At 71.9% G+C, this 16,744-nt stretch carries 10 protein-coding genes; 5 read left to right on the top strand and 5 right to left on the bottom strand.

All coding sequences use genetic code 11. The annotated features are described in order from the left end of the window. Window positions 1-163: 163 nt before the first annotated feature. The gene (locus ACZ4FV_RS32970; protein WP_395874093.1) at window positions 164-796 is read right to left on the bottom strand and encodes a TetR/AcrR family transcriptional regulator; all 633 of its coding nucleotides are present in this window, start codon (window positions 794-796) and stop codon (window positions 164-166) included. Window positions 797-902: 106 nt separating this feature from the next. Between ACZ4FV_RS32970 and ACZ4FV_RS32965 the strand changes: the two genes are divergently transcribed. Together ACZ4FV_RS32965 and ACZ4FV_RS32960 are read left to right on the top strand one after the other, a co-directional pair. Next, the gene (locus ACZ4FV_RS32965; protein WP_395874091.1) at window positions 903-2,432 is read left to right on the top strand and encodes a DHA2 family efflux MFS transporter permease subunit; all 1,530 of its coding nucleotides are present in this window, start codon (window positions 903-905) and stop codon (window positions 2,430-2,432) included. A gap of 436 nt (window positions 2,433-2,868) precedes the next feature. Then, the gene (locus tag ACZ4FV_RS32960; protein WP_465323976.1) at window positions 2,869-5,181 is read left to right on the top strand and encodes an outer membrane protein assembly factor BamB family protein; all 2,313 of its coding nucleotides are present in this window, start codon (window positions 2,869-2,871) and stop codon (window positions 5,179-5,181) included. 287 nt (window positions 5,182-5,468) lie between these two features. Here ACZ4FV_RS32960 and ACZ4FV_RS32955 read toward each other — a convergent pair whose 3' ends face one another. Further along, window positions 5,469-6,758, bottom strand: coding sequence for a citrate synthase (locus ACZ4FV_RS32955; protein ID WP_020555562.1), 1,290 nt, complete (start codon window positions 6,756-6,758; stop codon window positions 5,469-5,471). A 294-nt stretch (window positions 6,759-7,052) separates the two neighbouring features. On the opposite strand from ACZ4FV_RS32955, the gene ACZ4FV_RS32950 reads away from it, so the two are divergent. Then, window positions 7,053-9,002 (top strand): protein kinase domain-containing protein, encoded by a 1,950-nt coding sequence (locus ACZ4FV_RS32950; RefSeq protein WP_465323975.1) that lies wholly within the window; start codon window positions 7,053-7,055, stop codon window positions 9,000-9,002. A gap of 35 nt (window positions 9,003-9,037) precedes the next feature. On the opposite strand, the gene ACZ4FV_RS32945 is transcribed toward ACZ4FV_RS32950, so the two are convergent. Continuing rightward, entirely contained in the window at window positions 9,038-10,975 is a 1,938-nt protein-coding gene (locus tag ACZ4FV_RS32945) for an N-6 DNA methylase (protein ID WP_465323974.1), read from the bottom strand. Window positions 10,976-11,213: 238 nt separating this feature from the next. On the opposite strand from ACZ4FV_RS32945, the gene ACZ4FV_RS32940 reads away from it, so the two are divergent. Continuing rightward, the gene (locus tag ACZ4FV_RS32940) at window positions 11,214-12,128 is read left to right on the top strand and encodes a hypothetical protein (protein WP_402241648.1); all 915 of its coding nucleotides are present in this window, start codon (window positions 11,214-11,216) and stop codon (window positions 12,126-12,128) included. Window positions 12,129-12,333: 205 nt separating this feature from the next. Here the strand turns inward: ACZ4FV_RS32940 and pucL are convergent, their stop codons facing one another. Continuing rightward, entirely contained in the window at window positions 12,334-13,224 is an 891-nt protein-coding gene (gene pucL, locus ACZ4FV_RS32935) for a factor-independent urate hydroxylase (RefSeq protein WP_395874081.1), read from the bottom strand. Between the two features lie 310 nt (window positions 13,225-13,534). Here pucL and ACZ4FV_RS32930 point away from each other — a divergent pair, with 310 nt between their 5' ends. Continuing rightward, window positions 13,535-15,904: a serine/threonine-protein kinase gene (locus ACZ4FV_RS32930; RefSeq protein WP_465323973.1), complete on the top strand. Its 2,370-nt coding sequence runs from the start codon at window positions 13,535-13,537 to the stop codon at window positions 15,902-15,904. Window positions 15,905-16,174: 270 nt separating this feature from the next. Here the strand turns inward: ACZ4FV_RS32930 and ACZ4FV_RS32925 are convergent, their stop codons facing one another. After that, a complete protein-coding gene (locus ACZ4FV_RS32925; RefSeq protein ID WP_465323972.1) occupies window positions 16,175-16,657 on the bottom strand; it encodes a hypothetical protein in 483 nt (160 codons plus the stop codon). Window positions 16,658-16,744 lie beyond the last annotated feature (87 nt).

Genomic DNA, 16,744 nt, shown 5'->3' with positions numbered 1-16,744 from the left:
CGCGAAGCGCGGAGAGCGGCGGAGCCGCAAGCGTGGGCTTCGTGCCCCGGAGCGAAGCGGAGGGACACGAAGCCCCGAGCGAGGCACCGCTTTTTTGCGGAGGAGCGAAGCGGGGGAGCAAAAAAGCGGTGCCTCGCGAGCCGGCGACGAAGTCGCCCAACAATCAACGCACAACCAGCATCGGCATAAGCGCGTTGTCGACCAGGGATTCGATCTCGGCGCGCGACATCGGGACCCCGGTGATGGTGAAGCGCTGGCACAGGACCGAGGGGCCGGCCAGGACGCATTCCGGGGCGAGCGCGCCGGGGCGGGCCTCGCCGCGGGCAACCGCGTCGGCGAGCACCTCGGCGAGGAGGGACTGCCACGGGCCGATCACGCGGTGCTCCCACATCTCGGCGAACTCGTGGTGCCTGCTGATCTCGCCGCTCAACACCCGCATGCCCAGGCCGAGCGGGCCGAGCATGCCGTGCGCGACGGTTTCCAGGTAGACGATCAGATCGGCGCGCAACTCGCCGGGCAGGGACAACGATTCCGGCTTCGGCAGAGCGGCGGAGAGCGCGTCGGCGACCATGCTCATCTTGTCCGGCCAGCGGCGGTACAGCGCCGACTTGCCGGTCCCGGCCCGAGTCGCGACACCTTCGAAGGTCAGCGCGCCGTAGCCGCGGTCATCCAGCTCGGCGATCACCGCCTCGGTGATCGCGCGCTCCAGCGTGACGCCGCGCTTACGGGGGCGCTGCCTGTAGTCGGTGACCAGCAGGGCTGTCTCGACTTGACCCGCGCGTACTCCTGTGCTCACTCTCGCCTCCGATCGCCATGGTACAGAAAACGTTTGCGTTCTCTAATGCATAACCTCTAGATTCCCCTAGAGAACGCTCACGTCCACTAGTAATGCGAGGCAATCCATGACGACGGCACCTTCCGAGGTCGCCGGCTCGACCGGATCCCCGTCCGCGGACGCGCCCCACGCGCGTCGCGGATTGGCCTTGGCCCTGCTCGCAGGGGCCCAGTTGATGATCGTGCTCGACGCGACCATCGTGAATATCGCCCTGCCCGACATGGGCAAGGCGCTCGACATAAGCGAAACATCACTCTCGTGGGTGATGAACGCCTACATGCTGACCTTCGGCGGCCTGCTGCTGCTGGGTGGTCGGCTCGGTGACCTCTTCGGCCGACGCCGCCTGCTGGCGCTCGGCCTGATCGTGTTCACCGTCGCGAGCCTGCTCGGCGGGTTCGCCACCAACGAGGCGCTGTTGCTCGCCGCGCGAGCCCTGCAGGGCGTCGGCGGCGCGATGGTGGCCCCCGCGGTCCTGTCGTTGGTGACCACCACCTTCGAGGAAGGGCCGGAACGCAACAAGGCGTTCGGTGTGTACGCAGCGGTGTCGGGCATGGGATCCGCGGTCGGTCTGCTCCTCGGTGGTGTGCTCGTCGAGTACATCTCCTGGCGCTGGGTCATGTTCGTCAACGTGCCGATCGGCATCGCGCTCGTGGCGGCACTGCCGCTGGCCATCCCGGACGACGCGAAGACCGGCGAGAAGGCGATCTGGCGCGGCCGGTTGGACATCCCCGGCGCGCTGACCTCCACGCTCGGTGTGACCGCGCTGGTCTACGGCGTCATCCGCGCCGCGGACAAGAGCTGGACCGACGGGCTGACCGTGGGTTCGCTGATCCTCTCGGCCGTGCTGCTCGTGGCCTTCGTGGTGATCGAACTCCGGGTCGAGCGGCCGCTGATGCCGATGCGGCTGTTCCGCAACCGCAACCGCTCGGCGAGCTACGTGGTGATGGCGCTCGCCGCCGGCGGCATGATGGGCGCGTTCTTCTTCATCACGCTCTACATGCAGATCGTCGCGGGCTACACGCCGATCAAGGCCGGCCTGGCCTATCTCCCGCTGTGCGCGGGCGTGATGGTCTCGGCCCAGTTCACCAGCGTGATGTTGCCCAAGATCGGGCCGCGAGTGCTGCTGACCGCGGGGCCGATCCTGGCCGCCCTGGGGTTGTTCTACCTGTCCCTGCTCGAGGTCGACTCGAGCTATGTCGTGGGCCTGCTGCCCGCGATGGTCGTGTTCGGTCTGGGCATGGGTCTGATCTTCGTCGCGATCATGGCCACCGCGGTGGCCGGGATCGCCCCGGAGGACGCGGGTATCGGTTCCGCGATGCTCAACGTCACCCAGCAGGTGGGCGGAGCGGTGGCGATCGCGGTGCTGACCACGATCTACTCCAGCACCAAGGACAGCAAGATGGACGACCAGATCGCCAAGCTGGGCGAGAAGGCCCTGATCGATCCGGGCTCGATAAAGCTCGCGCTCACCGAGGGCTACACGGCCGGCTTCCTGACCGCGGCGATCCTGCTCGCCATCGCCGCCGTGATCGCGGTCGCGGTCCTGCGGGTCGACAAGTCGGAGCTGTCCAAGGACGCCCCCGCCGGACTGCACTAGGCGGGGCCGCACGGGCGGGACCGCGCGGGTGGCACCACACCGGGCGGGACCGCGCCGGGCAGACTTGCGGACATACCGATAAATCGTCGGTTACCTCGACACCCGGGCCCGGTTCACGTCGAACCGAGTCCGGGTGTTCGTGGTCCACGGGCGTGTCGCGTCCGTTTCGGACCGATCAGCGGTCAAATTTCCGCTTCCTCGGCCACTCTTCGTGGTCGAGGGCCGGGGGAATCCCCTGTGTTTCGGTCGAAGCGGGACGCGGCGTGGGCGGCAGACCGGGCAGGCGGGTACCCTGCGACAGGCAGCGGGTGCTCCACCCCGGGGCACCTAAATCGCGACGACGGGACGACCGGCGCCGTGGCACTCCTCCCGCCTGTTCCTGTCGAAACGGCCGCTCGGCGGGGATGATGGGCGGTGGGGCGACTTCGGGGGGATTGTGACGGAACACGGATGGCCGGGTGAGCCACCGGCCAAGGGGGATCCGGAACGGATCGGCCCCTATGCGGTGCTCGGCCGACTCGGTGCCGGCGGCATGGGCCGTATCTATCTGGGTCGTTCGCCCTTCGGGCGGCTCGTCGCGATCAAGACGATCCGTTCGGAGCTGGGCGGCGATCCCGGTTTCCGCGCGCGCTTCGCGCAGGAGGTGGCCGCGGCCCGCCGGGTCAGCGGCGTGTTCACCGCCGCCGTGGTCAACGCCGATCCCGACACCGCGGTGCCGTGGCTGGCCACCGCGTACGTGCCCGCGCCCTCGCTCGAATCCCTGGTCCGCGCGTGCGGTCCGCTGCCGCCGCGCGCGGTGCGCTGGATGGCCGCGGGCATCGCCGAGGCACTGGAGTCCGTGCACGCCGCCGGACTCGTGCACCGCGACCTGAAGCCGTCCAACGTGCTGGTGGCCAGCGACGGCCCCAAGGTGATCGACTTCGGCATCTCGCGCGCCGCCGACTTCGGCTCGCTGACCATGACCGGCGTCGCGGTCGGTACCCCCGCGTACATGTCCCCGGAACAGGCGCAGGGCGTTCGGGACATCACCCCGGCGAGCGACATGTTCTCGCTCGGCGCGACGCTCGTGTACGCGGCCACCGGGCACTCCCCCTACCCCGACCGCAAGCCGGCAGAGGCACTGTTGCGCCTGGTCACCGGATCTCCCGATCTGGAAGGGCTGCCGCCGGAGCTGACCGGCCTGGTCAACCTGTGCATGCAGCGCGCGGCCGAGCATCGGCCGAGCCCGACCCAGTTGCTCAACCAGCTCGCCCCGATGCTGGACGACAGCGACGCGGACAGCCAACTGCCGGACAACGCGTCGGCGATGGTGCAGCGGTTCGAGAGCCAGTACCGGCCGACGATGGGCCCGCGCACGCCGCCCGTGCGCGAGCCGGCCGAGCCGGAGCAGCCCGAACTGCCGGAGAACGTGCGCCCGGACCCGAACAACATGGGCAAACTGCCCAACCAGGTACGCGAGGAGCCGCGCCCGGCACCGCGCCCCGAGACGCACCGCCCCCCTCCGCCGCAACGCCCGCCGACCAATCCGACCCGCAAGCCGCCGCCGCGGCCGCCGACCCCGCCGACGAACACCGGGCAGCCGGGCGGCTCGCGACCGGTCGCGGGTCGTCAGGTGTCCACGTCGTCCCCGTCGCCGGCGCTGCCGACCGAGCGGGTGGCCAGGCCGCCCGCGCCCATACCCAACTCTCCGGTCACGTGGCCGGAGAGCGGGCCCGACGTGCCACGCCAGCACCCCACTCCGCCGCGCACCCCCACCGGCGGTCTGGAGACCTCGCCGGTGTGGCGGTTCACCGCGACCGGCGAGATCCTCACCCCGCCGGTCCGCGCGGGCTCGGGTCGGACCGCGCGCGTGCACGTGCACAGCAACGACAACGGGCTGCACACCCTGCACCTGGCCACCCGCGAGTGGCGGTTCGACTCGTCGGGCTGGTCGCATCCGCCCGCCGTGGACGGCGAGCTGATGTACCTCAGCAGCCAGGACAACCATGTCTACGCGCTGGAGCTGACGTCACGTCAGTGGCGCTGGAGCTTCCCCACCGGCGGCGAGGTCGTGGCCGCTCCGGTGGTCGCCGACGGCACCGTGTACTTCGGCTCCAGCGACAACGCGCTGTACGCCGTGGACGCGGCCACCGGTCGATGTCGCTGGCGCTTCCCCACCGGCGGCTGGGCCACCTCGCCCACCGTCGTGGACGGCACGGTGTACTTCGGCTCCAGCGACCGCTGCGTGTACGCGCTGGACGCGGCGACCGGCTGGTGCCGGTGGCGCTTCGCCACCGGCGGCTGGGTGTCCTCGCCGACCGTGGCGAACGGCGTCGTGCACGTCGGCAGCACCGACCAGTACCTGTACCTGCTCAACGCCACCGACGGCGCGATGCGCGGGTGGTTCGGCGCGGGCGGCCCGGTCGCCCAGCCGGCCACGGCGGGCAACCTGTCGTTCTTCGGCAGCGGCGACGGCGGCCTGTACGCGGTCGACGTCAACACCACACGCTGCGTGTGGCGGTTCGGGGCGGAGGGCTGGGTCACCTCGCCGGTGGTCGCGGACGACATCGTGTACGCGGGCAGCAGCAACGGCTCGGTGATAGCGGTGGGCATGGGCGGCGAGCCACGCTGGCGCTTCACCACCGGAGGCCGGGTCACCTCGCCGATCGTGGCCGACGGGCTGCTCTTCGTGGGCAGCGCCGACCGGCACCTGTACGTGCTCGACGCGGCCACCGGAAAGGGCCCCGCGGACGCGACGCCCACCGGCTGATCCCGGCCTGCCCTGGTTCGATCCTCGGCCCTCGCCACCTCGTTCGACTCCCGACCCCTGGGACGGGTCCGGGTCATTGATCACGTTCGGATCACAAAACTACCGATCAATCAGGAGTTGTCAGTACAGTTCTCCCGCACCGGGGTTGATCGAGTGCGCTGCACCGCCCGCGAGAGACCTCGGCGCGAAACACGATGGCGGAAAAACAAAACGATCTTGGAGCCGAATACCTCGAACCGTGGTTCGAGACCTTCGACTCCAAGATCGTTTCCGCGTGTTCCCTACGGTCAGCGGGCACCGATGGGGGTGTAGTCGCGCAGCGCGACGCCGGTGTACACCTGGCGCGGGCGGCCGATCTTCGCCTTCGGGTCGGCGATCATCTCCTGCCAGTGCGCGATCCAGCCCGGCAGCCGGCCGATCGCGAACAACACGGTGAACATCTCGGTGGGGAAGCCCATAGCCCGGTAGATCAGCCCGGTGTAGAAGTCCACGTTCGGGTACAGCTTGCGCTCGACGAAGTAGTCGTCCGCGAGCGCGCGCTCCTCCAACTGCATCGCGAGGTCCAACAGTTCGTCCTTCTTGCCCATCCGGGACAGGACGTCGTCGGCCGCCTTCTTGATGATCGTCGCGCGCGGGTCGCGGCTCTTGTACACCCGGTGGCCGAAGCCCATCAGGCGCACGCCGTCTTCCTTGTTCTTCACCTTGTTCACGAACGAGTCGATGTCGCCACCGTCGTTCTTGATCTGCTCGAGCATCTCGAGCACCTGCTGGTTGGCACCGCCGTGCAGCGGACCCCACAGCGCGTTGATGCCTGCCGAGATGGACGCGAACATGTTCGCCTGGCTGGAGCCGACCAGCCGCACCGTCGAGGTCGAGCAGTTCTGCTCGTGGTCGCCGTGCAGGATGAGCAGCTTGTCGAGCGCGTCCACCACCACCGGGTCGGCCTTGTACGACTCGGCCGGGACCGCGAAGGTCATCCGCAGGAAGTTCTCGACGTAGCCGAGCGAGTTGTCCGGGTAGAGCATCGGCTGGCCGACGGACTTCTTGAACGCGTAGGCCGCGATCGTCGGCAGCTTCGCCAACAGCCTTATCGCCGAGAGCCGGACCTGCTCCTCGTCGAACGGGTTGTGGCTGTCCTGGTAGAACGTGGACAGCGCGGACACCACGGACGACAACATCGCCATCGGGTGCGCGTCGCGCGGGAAGCCGTCGTAGAAGCGCTTGACGTCCTCGTGCAGCAGGGTGTGCTGGGTGATCTCGTCGCGGAAGTTGTCCAGCGCGCTCGCGGACGGCAACTCGCCGTAGATCAGCAGGTAGGCCGTCTCCAGGAAGGTCCCCTGCTCGGCGATCTGCTCGATCGGATAGCCGCGGTAGCGGAGGATGCCCTCCTCGCCGTCGATGAAGGTGATCGCCGATTTACACGCGGCGGTGTTGACGAACCCTCCGTCGTAGGTCACCAGCCCCGTCTTGGCGCGAAGTGTCGAGATGTCCACGGCGGTGTCGCCGATGGTGCCCTCGACCAGCGGAAGGGTGTGCTCGTTTCCTTGGTGGCGCAGTACTACCGAGTCCTCGCTCATGGGGGTCCCCTACTTCTCGGCTCAGGCTCCGGCAGCCACCCGGATCGTGTCCGTGCGGTTCCGGTCTTTGTGACATGTGTGCATCAGTACGAATAGCAGGCGCGCGAGGCGACCTCGCAGCCACCTCCCACCTGGGCGACAAACCGTGAGCCGCGTCACCTGACCCAGGGTGGCGGGTCGAGATGCCCAGAGTCATCGCCGCAACCGTGCACGTGTTTCGGCTTCCCGTTACGAGTGTCACCCATGCGGCGTCATGATGAGGGCACACGATCGGGTGGCCCGGGGGGACTTTGCGTGACCGATGTCGACAGGCGGGGTCCGGCCCCCTTGGACGCGTACGATCCGCGCCGGATCGGGCCCTATCGGGTGCTCTCCCGACTCGGCCGGGGCGGCATGGCCCGGGTCTTCCTGGGACTGTCCCCGGCGGGCCGGCTGGTGGCGATCAAGACCATCCTGGCCGAGTTGGACCACGACGCGGACTTCCGCCGCCGGTTCGCCCGCGAGGTGCACGCCGCGCGACTGGTCAGCGGGGTGTTCACGGCCGCCGTGGTGGACGCCGACCCGGAGGCCGAGCGGCCCTGGCTGGCCACCGCGTACGTGCCCGCGCCGTCGCTGCGCGAGGTGGTCGACGAGTGCGGTCCGCTGCCGCCGGACGCGGTGCGCTGGCTGGCCGCCGGGGTGGCAGAGGCGCTCGGCGCGATCCACGGCGCCGGCCTGGTGCACCGCGACCTGGCCCCGGGCAACATCCTGGTCACCCTGGACGGTCCCAAGGTGATCGACTTCGGGCTCGCGCTGGCCGAGGACCAGGACACCGTCAATCTGGTCGGCACGATCGCCTACATGGCGCCCGAGCAGGTCGAGGGCGAGTCCGGCACGGTCCGCTCCGACGTGTACGCGATGGGCGCCACGCTGCTGTTCGCGGGCACGGGTCACGCGCCGTACGAGGGCAGCGCGATGCGGGTGATGAGCGCCGTGCGCAATCGCGACCCGGACCTGACCGGGCTGCCCGAGGAACTCCTGCCGCTGGTGGAGTCGTGTCTGCGCCGCCGCGCCGACCGACGCCCCTCGCCGGACAACGTGGTCACCGACTTCGCCGCCCTGCTCAGCCGCCGCCGACGCCCGCACGAGGCTGCCTCGTGGTTGCCCCGTCCCGTCCTGGAACTGCTCTACGAGCACGAGCGCCGGATCCGCCCCGCCGTCGAACCGCCCGGCCCGCCCGCGGCGCGACCGGCACCCGAGCCGGAGGCGGTGCGGGCTCCCTCTGCCGAGCGCCCGCGCCCGGCCCGGCCCGCGCGCCGACGGGCCGCCGAACCCACCGCGGCTCGGCCCGCGCCCGCCCCGACCAAGCGCTACACCGAGGATCCGTACCCGACGCGTGCGCCGATGCTCGACCGGATCGGCTATCAGGTGAGCGACTCGGGGGCGATCAGCGTGACGGCCTCGTCGCTGTCCGAACCGGGCCTGGGACGCTGGCACTCGGTACTGGCGCCGGTGGTGGGCCCCGCGTTGGGCGCCGGGTACTACGGGCCGCGTCGGTCCGCGGTCCGCTTCGGCATGCTCGGCGGCCGACCGACGCTGATCCGGCGCACCGCCGCACACGCCCTGGTGCTGATCGCCCCGGCCCGACCCGAACCCGGCGCGGTCTCGCTCGCCGGGCCCCGGCACGCGCTCGCGCTGGGCGCGGCGCCGGTGGACCTGCCGGACCTGGATCCTCCGGGCCACCGGCACGTGCCCCGGCTCGACCCGGCGGTGCTGAACGCGGAGCTGACCCGCCGCGAGGCCGGGCTGCGGCTGCGCGCCACGCGGCATCCCGACGTGCTGACGGACGTGATCTCGGCGGTGCTCACCCGACCGGAGGCCACCTTCGCGCTGTCCGAGGCGGACGCCGTGCCGGACCCCGAGGCGGTGTTGTGGGGCCTGTGTGAACTGGTCGGCCCGCTACTCCCGTACACGTTGTCCTTCTCCACGCTGAGCGCGTCCGAGCCGGACGACGAGCCGCGGCTGGTGGTCCACCGACAGTGGCCGGCCCACGACGCGCGCACCCGGCGGCATCGGATCGTCCCGGGCGAGGAGTTGTACTCGATGGGCGACGCGCACCGCGCCGCCGCCGAGGCCCTGGTGCGCGGCTACACCGGTCCCGACCGAGCCGCCGCAGCGGCCGCCCTGGGCCCGCCGGGCCCGTTCCGCTCCGCCGCGCCCACGGCCCGCTCGCAGGCCGTCCTGCGCGCCTTGGAGGGCCGGTAGCACGGGTCGGCGAGCCGGGCCGGGTGGACCCGGCGCTATTGCGGCGGCCGGAGCAGGCCGGCGGTGAGGCCCTCCAACAGGCCCCGGCCCAGGTCCTCGCCCAGGGCCGCCGCGCCGCGCAGGTCGGTCACGAACGCGCGCAGCGCCCGGAAGGTCTCGCCGTAGGCGCGCTGCCGGTCCGGCGGCAGCAGCGGGATCTCGATCCGGCGCACGTCGACCCGCACGATGCTGGACCCGTACCCGGCCCGCCTGGCCTGGGCCGGGTCGGTCAGGAACCCGGCCAGGAACCACGGATCGAGGGTGGCCGGATCGGGGCGCAGCAGGTGCAGGTTGGGTCCGAGCACCGCGTCCCGCTCGGCGGGTCCGGCCACTCGGACCGCGCCCGCCCAGCCGTTCTCGCCGCTGCCCAGCAGGGTCGGCACGATCACGTCGCCCGCCCGGATGCGCGGGTGTTGTGCCTCGTCCGCCTCGGCGACCGACAGGCGCGCGCTCGGCGGCACGGCGGCGGCGAGATCGGTGGTGGTGAGCATCGGCACGGTCGGCCCGGTCGGCGTCTCCTGGCCGCTCCGGCCGGAGCGGGTCGCGCTGCGGTACAGCGTGACCGCGCCGGTGCGGGCCAGATCGGCGAGCGTGACCGAGCGCCAGGTCGGCGCCCCCGGGTCGGCGGCGGGTACATCGGGCACCAGTTCCGGGAGCCGGTCCAGCAGGTCGAGCAGCCGCCGGCGGGTGTCGTGCACCCGCTCGGCCACGTTCAGGTCGGTGCGCTCGGGCAGGTTGTGCGACGGGGTCAGGTCGACGTTGTCGTCGAGGAGTTCGATCAGCGGCACGGCGCGGTGTCGGCCGGGCACCTCGGCCAGGCCGCCGGGATCGGTGCCGAAGTCCTGCCAGGCCCGCACGCCGGCCTCCGCCGCGGCCGCGTCCTCGATCGCGGCGAACAGCACGTGTGAGGGCATCAGTTCGCCCGAGGGCCGTTCCAGGATCCACAGGTGCAGCGCGACGCCGAACGGCGGCGCGGCGCCCGCGGGCAGCGCGAACACCGCGCGCAGCGCGCCCCGGCGCAGCAGTTCGGCCCGGATCCGCCGGCCCGAGCTCCGGGCCGCGACGGCGGGCGGCATCAGCAGCACGACCCGCCCGCCGACCTCGGTGTGCGCCAGCGCGTGCTGGACCCACGCGAGTTCGGACTCGGTCCTGGGCGGCAGGCCGTACTCCCAGCGCTGGTCGTAGGCCAGTTCGTCGTGACCCCAATTGCGGTCGTTGAACGGCGGGTTGCCCACGACGGTGTCGAACAGCTCGTCGGGCCACGCGTCCGCGCGCAGCGCGTCGCCCTCGGCGACGGCGATCGCGGTGTCCGGTCCGGCATCGGGGTGCAGCGCGATGCGGGCGCGGATCAGTCGGGCCAGGGCCGGGGCCTCGGCCTGCCCGCGCAGGGTGCGCGCGGATCGCACGAAGCCGAGCAGCAGATCGCCGTGCGTGGTCGCCGGATTCAGCACGGATGTCACGGATTCCCGTCCCACGCACGCCAGTTCGGCGATCAGCGCGACGGTGGCCGAGGGGGTGACGCCGCCGGGGCCGGCTGCGGACTCGGCGAATCGGGAGTAGAGGGCGGCGAACACGGCCGAGGCCCCGCGGGTGCCGGCGAGGTCGCTCGCGGCGCGCAGCAGGGCGGCGTGCGGCCCCACCGGCTCGGGTGAGCCGGCCGCCAGGTGGTCGCCGATGTCGGCGAGCCGGCCGGGGACGTCGTCGGAGGCCGCGACCAGGCGCCACAGGTGTTCCTCCGGCGCGACCTCGGCGATCTTGCCCTGGTCGCGCAACCAGCTCTCCACGTCGGACAGCGCGAAGGTGGGGCTCGCGTCGCTGCCGCCCACGGGCCGCGGGAAGTCGTCGAAGCGCCGGCGCCAGTTACTGACGGCGGCGCGTCCGACACCCGCGATGCGGGCGATCTCGGCAGCGGTGACCTGGGGGCTGGTGGGCACCGTCTCCTCCTCCTGGACCGATTGTGAACCTTCCGGAGTCAACCATATCGAGGTGACTCAAGGTGCGAGCAAAATGCTTGTTGACAGCGTTCACAGCCGCTGCTTCTATTGACCACGGCAGCACGGAGCAACCCCGGAAACACCCGCACCGTGCTGTCACTTGACCACCGGCCGCTCGGCCGGCGGACCGATCGGCGCAGTAGGCGGCCGAGACGCAGTGCCTCCGAAGGGAAACCTCATGTCCGCGCTCGCTCCCCGGCAGACCGTTGTGCAGCAGTCCGCTTCGACCGCAGCCCCGCGGGGACGTCGCCGCGGCCTGATCACCACCGTGGCCGTCGCCGCGACGATCGCCATGACCGGATCGCTCGCCGCCTGCGGACCCACCAGGAAGGAAGAGGGCAAGGCGTCGAGCGCGTCGGCGGAGTCGCCGAGGACCACCGGCGCGGCCGACACGAGCGCGGCGCCCGGAGCCGACGAGCCCAAGACCGGCGCACCCAAGTCGGACGCGCCCAAGGCCGGCGACAAGGGCGGCACCGACAAGGTCGCCCAGGACCTGCTGACCCACCTCAAGACCACCAAGCACGGCGGTGTGGTGTCCGAGGTCCGGATCGTGAAGCAGTACGAACGCTACGAGGTCACCGTCAACACGACGCTGCCCGCGGAGGTCTCCATCACCGAGGACATCAAGGGTGCGAACGCCCGGATGGACAAGGGGCGGAAGCTCGCCGTCGAGGCGATGCAGTGGACGCAGGACTCGTCGAGCCTGACGATCGGCTCCGTCTCCGTGCTCGACAAGGAGAAGGGCACCGCCGGCATCGAGAACGGCGCGGAGAAGGACACCGACAAGGCCGGTTCCGAGAAGTACGCCGCCGACCTGCTCGCCAAGCTCAAGAGCACCACCCACGGCGGCCTGGTCACCAAGGTCCGGATCTCGAAGACCTATTCCGGCTACGACGTCGTGGTGCTCACCTCGCTGCCCGCCGAGGTCTCGCTCACGGAGAACCTCGCCGCCGAGAGCGCCCGGATGGACAAGGGCGGCAAGCTCGCCACCGAGGCGAAGCAGTGGGCCGAGAACAACACCACCCGCAAGGTCTCCTCCGTCGAGGTCCTCGACGTCGAGAAGGGCACGGCGGGGATCGAGAACCTGGGCTGACCGACGCGCGGTCCGGGACGGCGTCGGGGGGCGACGGCCGGGGGCGTCCGGGTCGGCATCCGGGAAACGACGAACACACCCGCGACGGAGATACGCGGACGACGAACTTTCATCCGGGGGGATGAGGGAGGGGGTCGCGGGGGCGGGGTGCCGTACGGCGCCTCGCCCCCGCGGTGTGTCCGGGTCCGGTCGGCGGCTTCCGGCGCTATCGCCAGGGGAGTTCGGCGAGCGCGGGCGCCGCGTCGTCGCGCAGCACGGTGCCCTCGATCACGCCGTACGGCCGATCCGTCACCTGGTACACCTCACCCGTGTTGTGCAGACCGAACGCGTCGAGGTCGACCGGGAGGTGGTGCCTGTTCGGCAGCGTCAGTCGCACCTCGACCAGGTCCTCCCGCTCGGTCAGCACCGCCTCGCCCATTGCGTACAGGGTCTGTTGCAGGGACAGGCTGTGCGTTTCGGCAAAGGTACGCAGCAGCGTGTCGCGAGCCGCGCAAAAGGACGAGTCCCAGTCCGTCGACGCGACGTCGGACCGCCGATGGCGCCAGCGCGCGTGCACGCTCGTGGCCAGGATCCGGTCCCGGGTCGGGGCCAGCGTCGTGTAACGGTCCGTCATGAAGCCGTGGAACTCCGACCCGGTGGACTTGAGCGCGGTCACGTCCTCCAGACCGGCGCAGACCTCGGTACCGGCCGGCCCGTGCAGCACGCCCGCGTATCGGGCCCCGGCCGCCCGGGTCCACGCGTGTGGGTGCGGCCCGTGCGTGCCGGGGATCCGGATCCAGGGGTATTCCAGGACGCGCACGCGCGCGGTATCGATCGGGGCGTACGCGTCGACGAAGTGCCGGGCCAGGCGCAGCCCGAACGCCTCGACCGCGGGCAGCGGTCGGTCCTGCGCGAACGCGTACACCACGGCGCGCATCGTGTCGGTCGGGATGACGTGGGCGTTGTCGCCGCGCAGATGGGTGGCCGCGAGGTCGCCGGACAGTGACACGGACACGTTCAGATCGCACAGTTCGTGCTCGGTCGCGGTGGTCCGGGTGACCCGGACCAGTCGTACCTCCGCCTTGCCGTATCGATTCGGCCCCAGAACGATCGCCATCGGTTCAGCTCCCTCGCCACGCGGGCTGATGTTGCCGGGTGTTGCCGGGTGTTGTCGCGAAGCTAGCGGCGCACGCGGAGCCCGGTCAAAGGCGCGAATCGGGACATGTCCTGGCGATTCGCTGCGGTTGCCGGGTCGGTGACGAGACGTTCACGAGTCGTCGACGAGCCGGTCCGGGTCCTCGGTGGGGCCTCGGCCCGGAGGGTAGGCTGCGGCAAAGTCCGCGGGGAGGCGAGACAGACAGGGCCGGAAAAAGCCCTGGGGCCCCTCCCTGCCTTGGCGCAGCACGTACATAGAGGGGGCGGCAGTCATGGATCCGCTGAAGCCGGGCGATCCCGGGGTTGTCGGGCGGTACCGACTGTCGGCCCGATGGGGACAGGGCGGCCTGGGGACGGTCTTCCTCGGTCGCGCACCCGGCGGTGACCACGTCACGGTCAAGCTGGTGCGGCCCGACCTGGCGTCCGACAAGACGTTCCTCGAACGCTTCCGCAAGGACGTCACCACTGCCAGGGAGGTCGGCGGCACACACGTCGCGCACGTCCTGGACGCGGACCCGGACGGCACGCCGCCGTGGCTGGTCGTCGAGCACGTGGCGGGCCCGTCCCTGGAGTCGGCCGTCGGGGCGCACGGGCCGCTGCCCGAGCACTCGCTGCGTGCGCTGGGCGCGGGATTGGCCGAGGGGCTCGCGGCCATCCACGAGGTCGATCTGACGCACCGTGACCTCAAGCCGGCCAACGTCCTGCTCGCGGCCGACGGGCCGCGCGTGGCGGACTACTCGCTGGCCCGGGCCCTCGGTTCGGCCGGGATGACCCGGACGGGTGTCGTGGACGTCCCGGGGCTGCCCGCACCGGAGCAGGTCACCGGCGGCTCCATAGGCCCGGCGATCGACGTGTTCGCGCTGGGCGGTGTGCTGTGCCACGCGGCCGGCGTGGCGCCGTTCGGCGCGGGGTCGGCCGCCGAGATCGCACAGCGGGTCGTGCGCGAGATGCCGGACCTGACGGAACTCCCGGACTGGCTCGGTGAGATCGTCGCCGACTGCCTGAAGAAGCGGCCCACCGCACGGCCCTCGGCGGCCGACTTGGTGGCACGCTTCGCCGCGGCCGAGCCGAGTGCGGACTGGCTTCCCGAGGAACTGAGGGCACTGGTCGCCGCGGCGACCGCGGCCGTGGGCGATGCCCCGCCCCCGAAGGACGCCGAGAGCGCGGACGGGGAAGAGGAAGAGGAAGAGCCGGAGACCACCGAGGTCCCGGCAGCCGCCGCACTCGCGACCGCGACACCGACCGACACGGACGAGACGCCCGTGGCGACTCCGGCGGTACGCGCGGGCAAGAAGGCCGCCGGCACGCCCGCGACCGGTGCTGCTGCCGCCGCGAAGAAGGTCGCGAAGAACGGCGCGAAGCCGGCCGCGCAACCTGCCGAGGACGAGGCCGAGACCGACGCGACTCCGGTGGCCACGCCCGCCGTGCGACCCGGCAAGAAGGGCGCTGCGAAGCCCGCCGCCGAGCCGGATGCCACCGCGACGACCGACGCGGACGACGCGACTCCGGTGGCAACGCCCGCCGTACGGCCCGGCAAGAAGGGCGCTGCGAAGACGACCCGCGCTCCCGCCGCCGGCTCCGATGCCGACGAGGCGGGCGACGAGACTCCGGTGGCGACACCGGCATCGGCCGCGCCCGGGAAGATCGCGAAGCCGACCGCGCGAGCCGCCGAGACCGAAGCCGAGGACGAGGCCGAGGCCGACGCGACCCCCGTGGCCACGCCCGCCGTACGCGCGGGCAAGAAGGGCGCGGGGAAGCCCGCCGCCGGTGGTGGCGCCGCGAAGAACGGCGCGGGCCGGGACCAGGGCGACGCCGACGCCGACGCCGACGCCGACGAGGTGAACGACGACGAGGACGACGCGACTCCGGTGGCGTCGCCGGCGGTGCGGGCCGACCAAAACGGTGCCGGGAAGCCTGCCGCGGAAAAGCCCGACCCGGACTCCGACGCCACGACCCCCGTGGTGGCACCGGCCGTTCGCGTCGGCAAGGACGACGACGTCACCACTCCGATCGCGACCCCGGCGGCCCCCGCTCCCGAGGCGGACAAGCCGGCGGCCAAGGCGCCCTACGACGGTGGCGCGCCGGTCAAGGTGCCGGCCATCCGCCGGGGCACCGACGCCGAAACGGTCAAGGTCGCCCGGGACTCCGAGTCCCCCGCGCCCGCCGACGCCGGTGCCGAGACCGTCAAGGTCGCCCGGGACTCCGAGTCGGCGGCGCCGCCGCGACCGGACGCGCCGACCCGGGTGGTGCCCGCCCCGCCGGTCCCGACCGACGCGCCCGCCGCCGCGACCGAGGTGCCGCCCTTCCCGACCGGTTCGCCCTTCCCGCTCACGCCCGCGCCGGCACGCGCCGCGCGGCCGGCCAATCCGGTGATCTGGCACGCGGTGATCGCGCTGCTCGGAGTGACCGCCGTCGGCATAGGGCTGTTCCGCATCACCGACTCCGCGTGGCGCGACGCGCAGAACGCCGTCATGGGTGTGGTCCTGCCCGGCATCTCGGTGCTGGCGGGCCTGGCCGGCCTGGCCACGCTGGCGCTGGCCGTGCTCGATTCGCGGCGCAAGGCCGCCGCCGGCCCGGCGTACCCGCCCGGCACCGCTCCCGTCGCCGAACCGAGGCCGACCGAGGCGGACTCGGCGCGGTAGCCGTACCCGAACACCCGCGACGGGCCCGCCGGTCGTCCCTCGACCACCGGCGGGCCCGAGCGTCCTCCCGCGCCCGCACCCGCGCCGACCGGTGACGGCGTGTCAGTTGCTGCCGCCGCAGGACGAAGAGCAGCCGCCGTTGCTGTAACTCCAGTGCAATCGAGGGTTGTACGCCCCGCTCGGATCCCGGTCGAGCGCCGCCCTCGGCCCGAAATCATGGGCAACTCCCGCACCCGGCAGTGTCGTTGCGCGTCGCGTGACAGGTCGTGTTCAGCCGCGGGCAGCGCCTGGCGGCCACACCACGTGCACTCGTGTGCCCGCCGCGCGGGCCTTGGCGACCACCTCGGCGGTGCCGCCGCGTGCGCCGCCGGGTCGGCCGTCCCAGACCGCGAACACCACGTCCACCTCCGCGAGCAGCGCGTCGTTGGCCGCCGCGTACGCGTCCTCGGACGCCCGGCGGAACGGCATCACCCGGACCTCGTCGGCGCGCGCGATCAAGTCCTCGAAACCGGCGCGGTAGTTCGGACCGACCTTGGTCTCGCCGTAGTCGGCCGACGGCAGCAGTGCCACGAGCCGGCCGCCCAGGTCCAGGACGGCGCGCGCGAAGATCGCGTCCGCGCCTGCCGCGAGGCAGCTGTAGCCCACGAGTTCGTCCGGCGCGACCCGGGCGAGCAGCTCCCGAACGGCCCGATCGACCAGCGGCACGGTGTCGGGCGTCAGGTTGATGTGGCCGGTGATGCCGTAGCTCGTCACGCCTACTCCAGTCCTGGTCCACTCGGTTGAGGGAACCCCCCATTGTTTGGGCAAGCGACCGGGGAATCCGCACGAGCCGGTCGATAA

The organism is Embleya sp. NPDC025285, from assembly GCF_055558835.1.
This window is presented reverse-complemented; position numbering and strand designations above follow the sequence as displayed.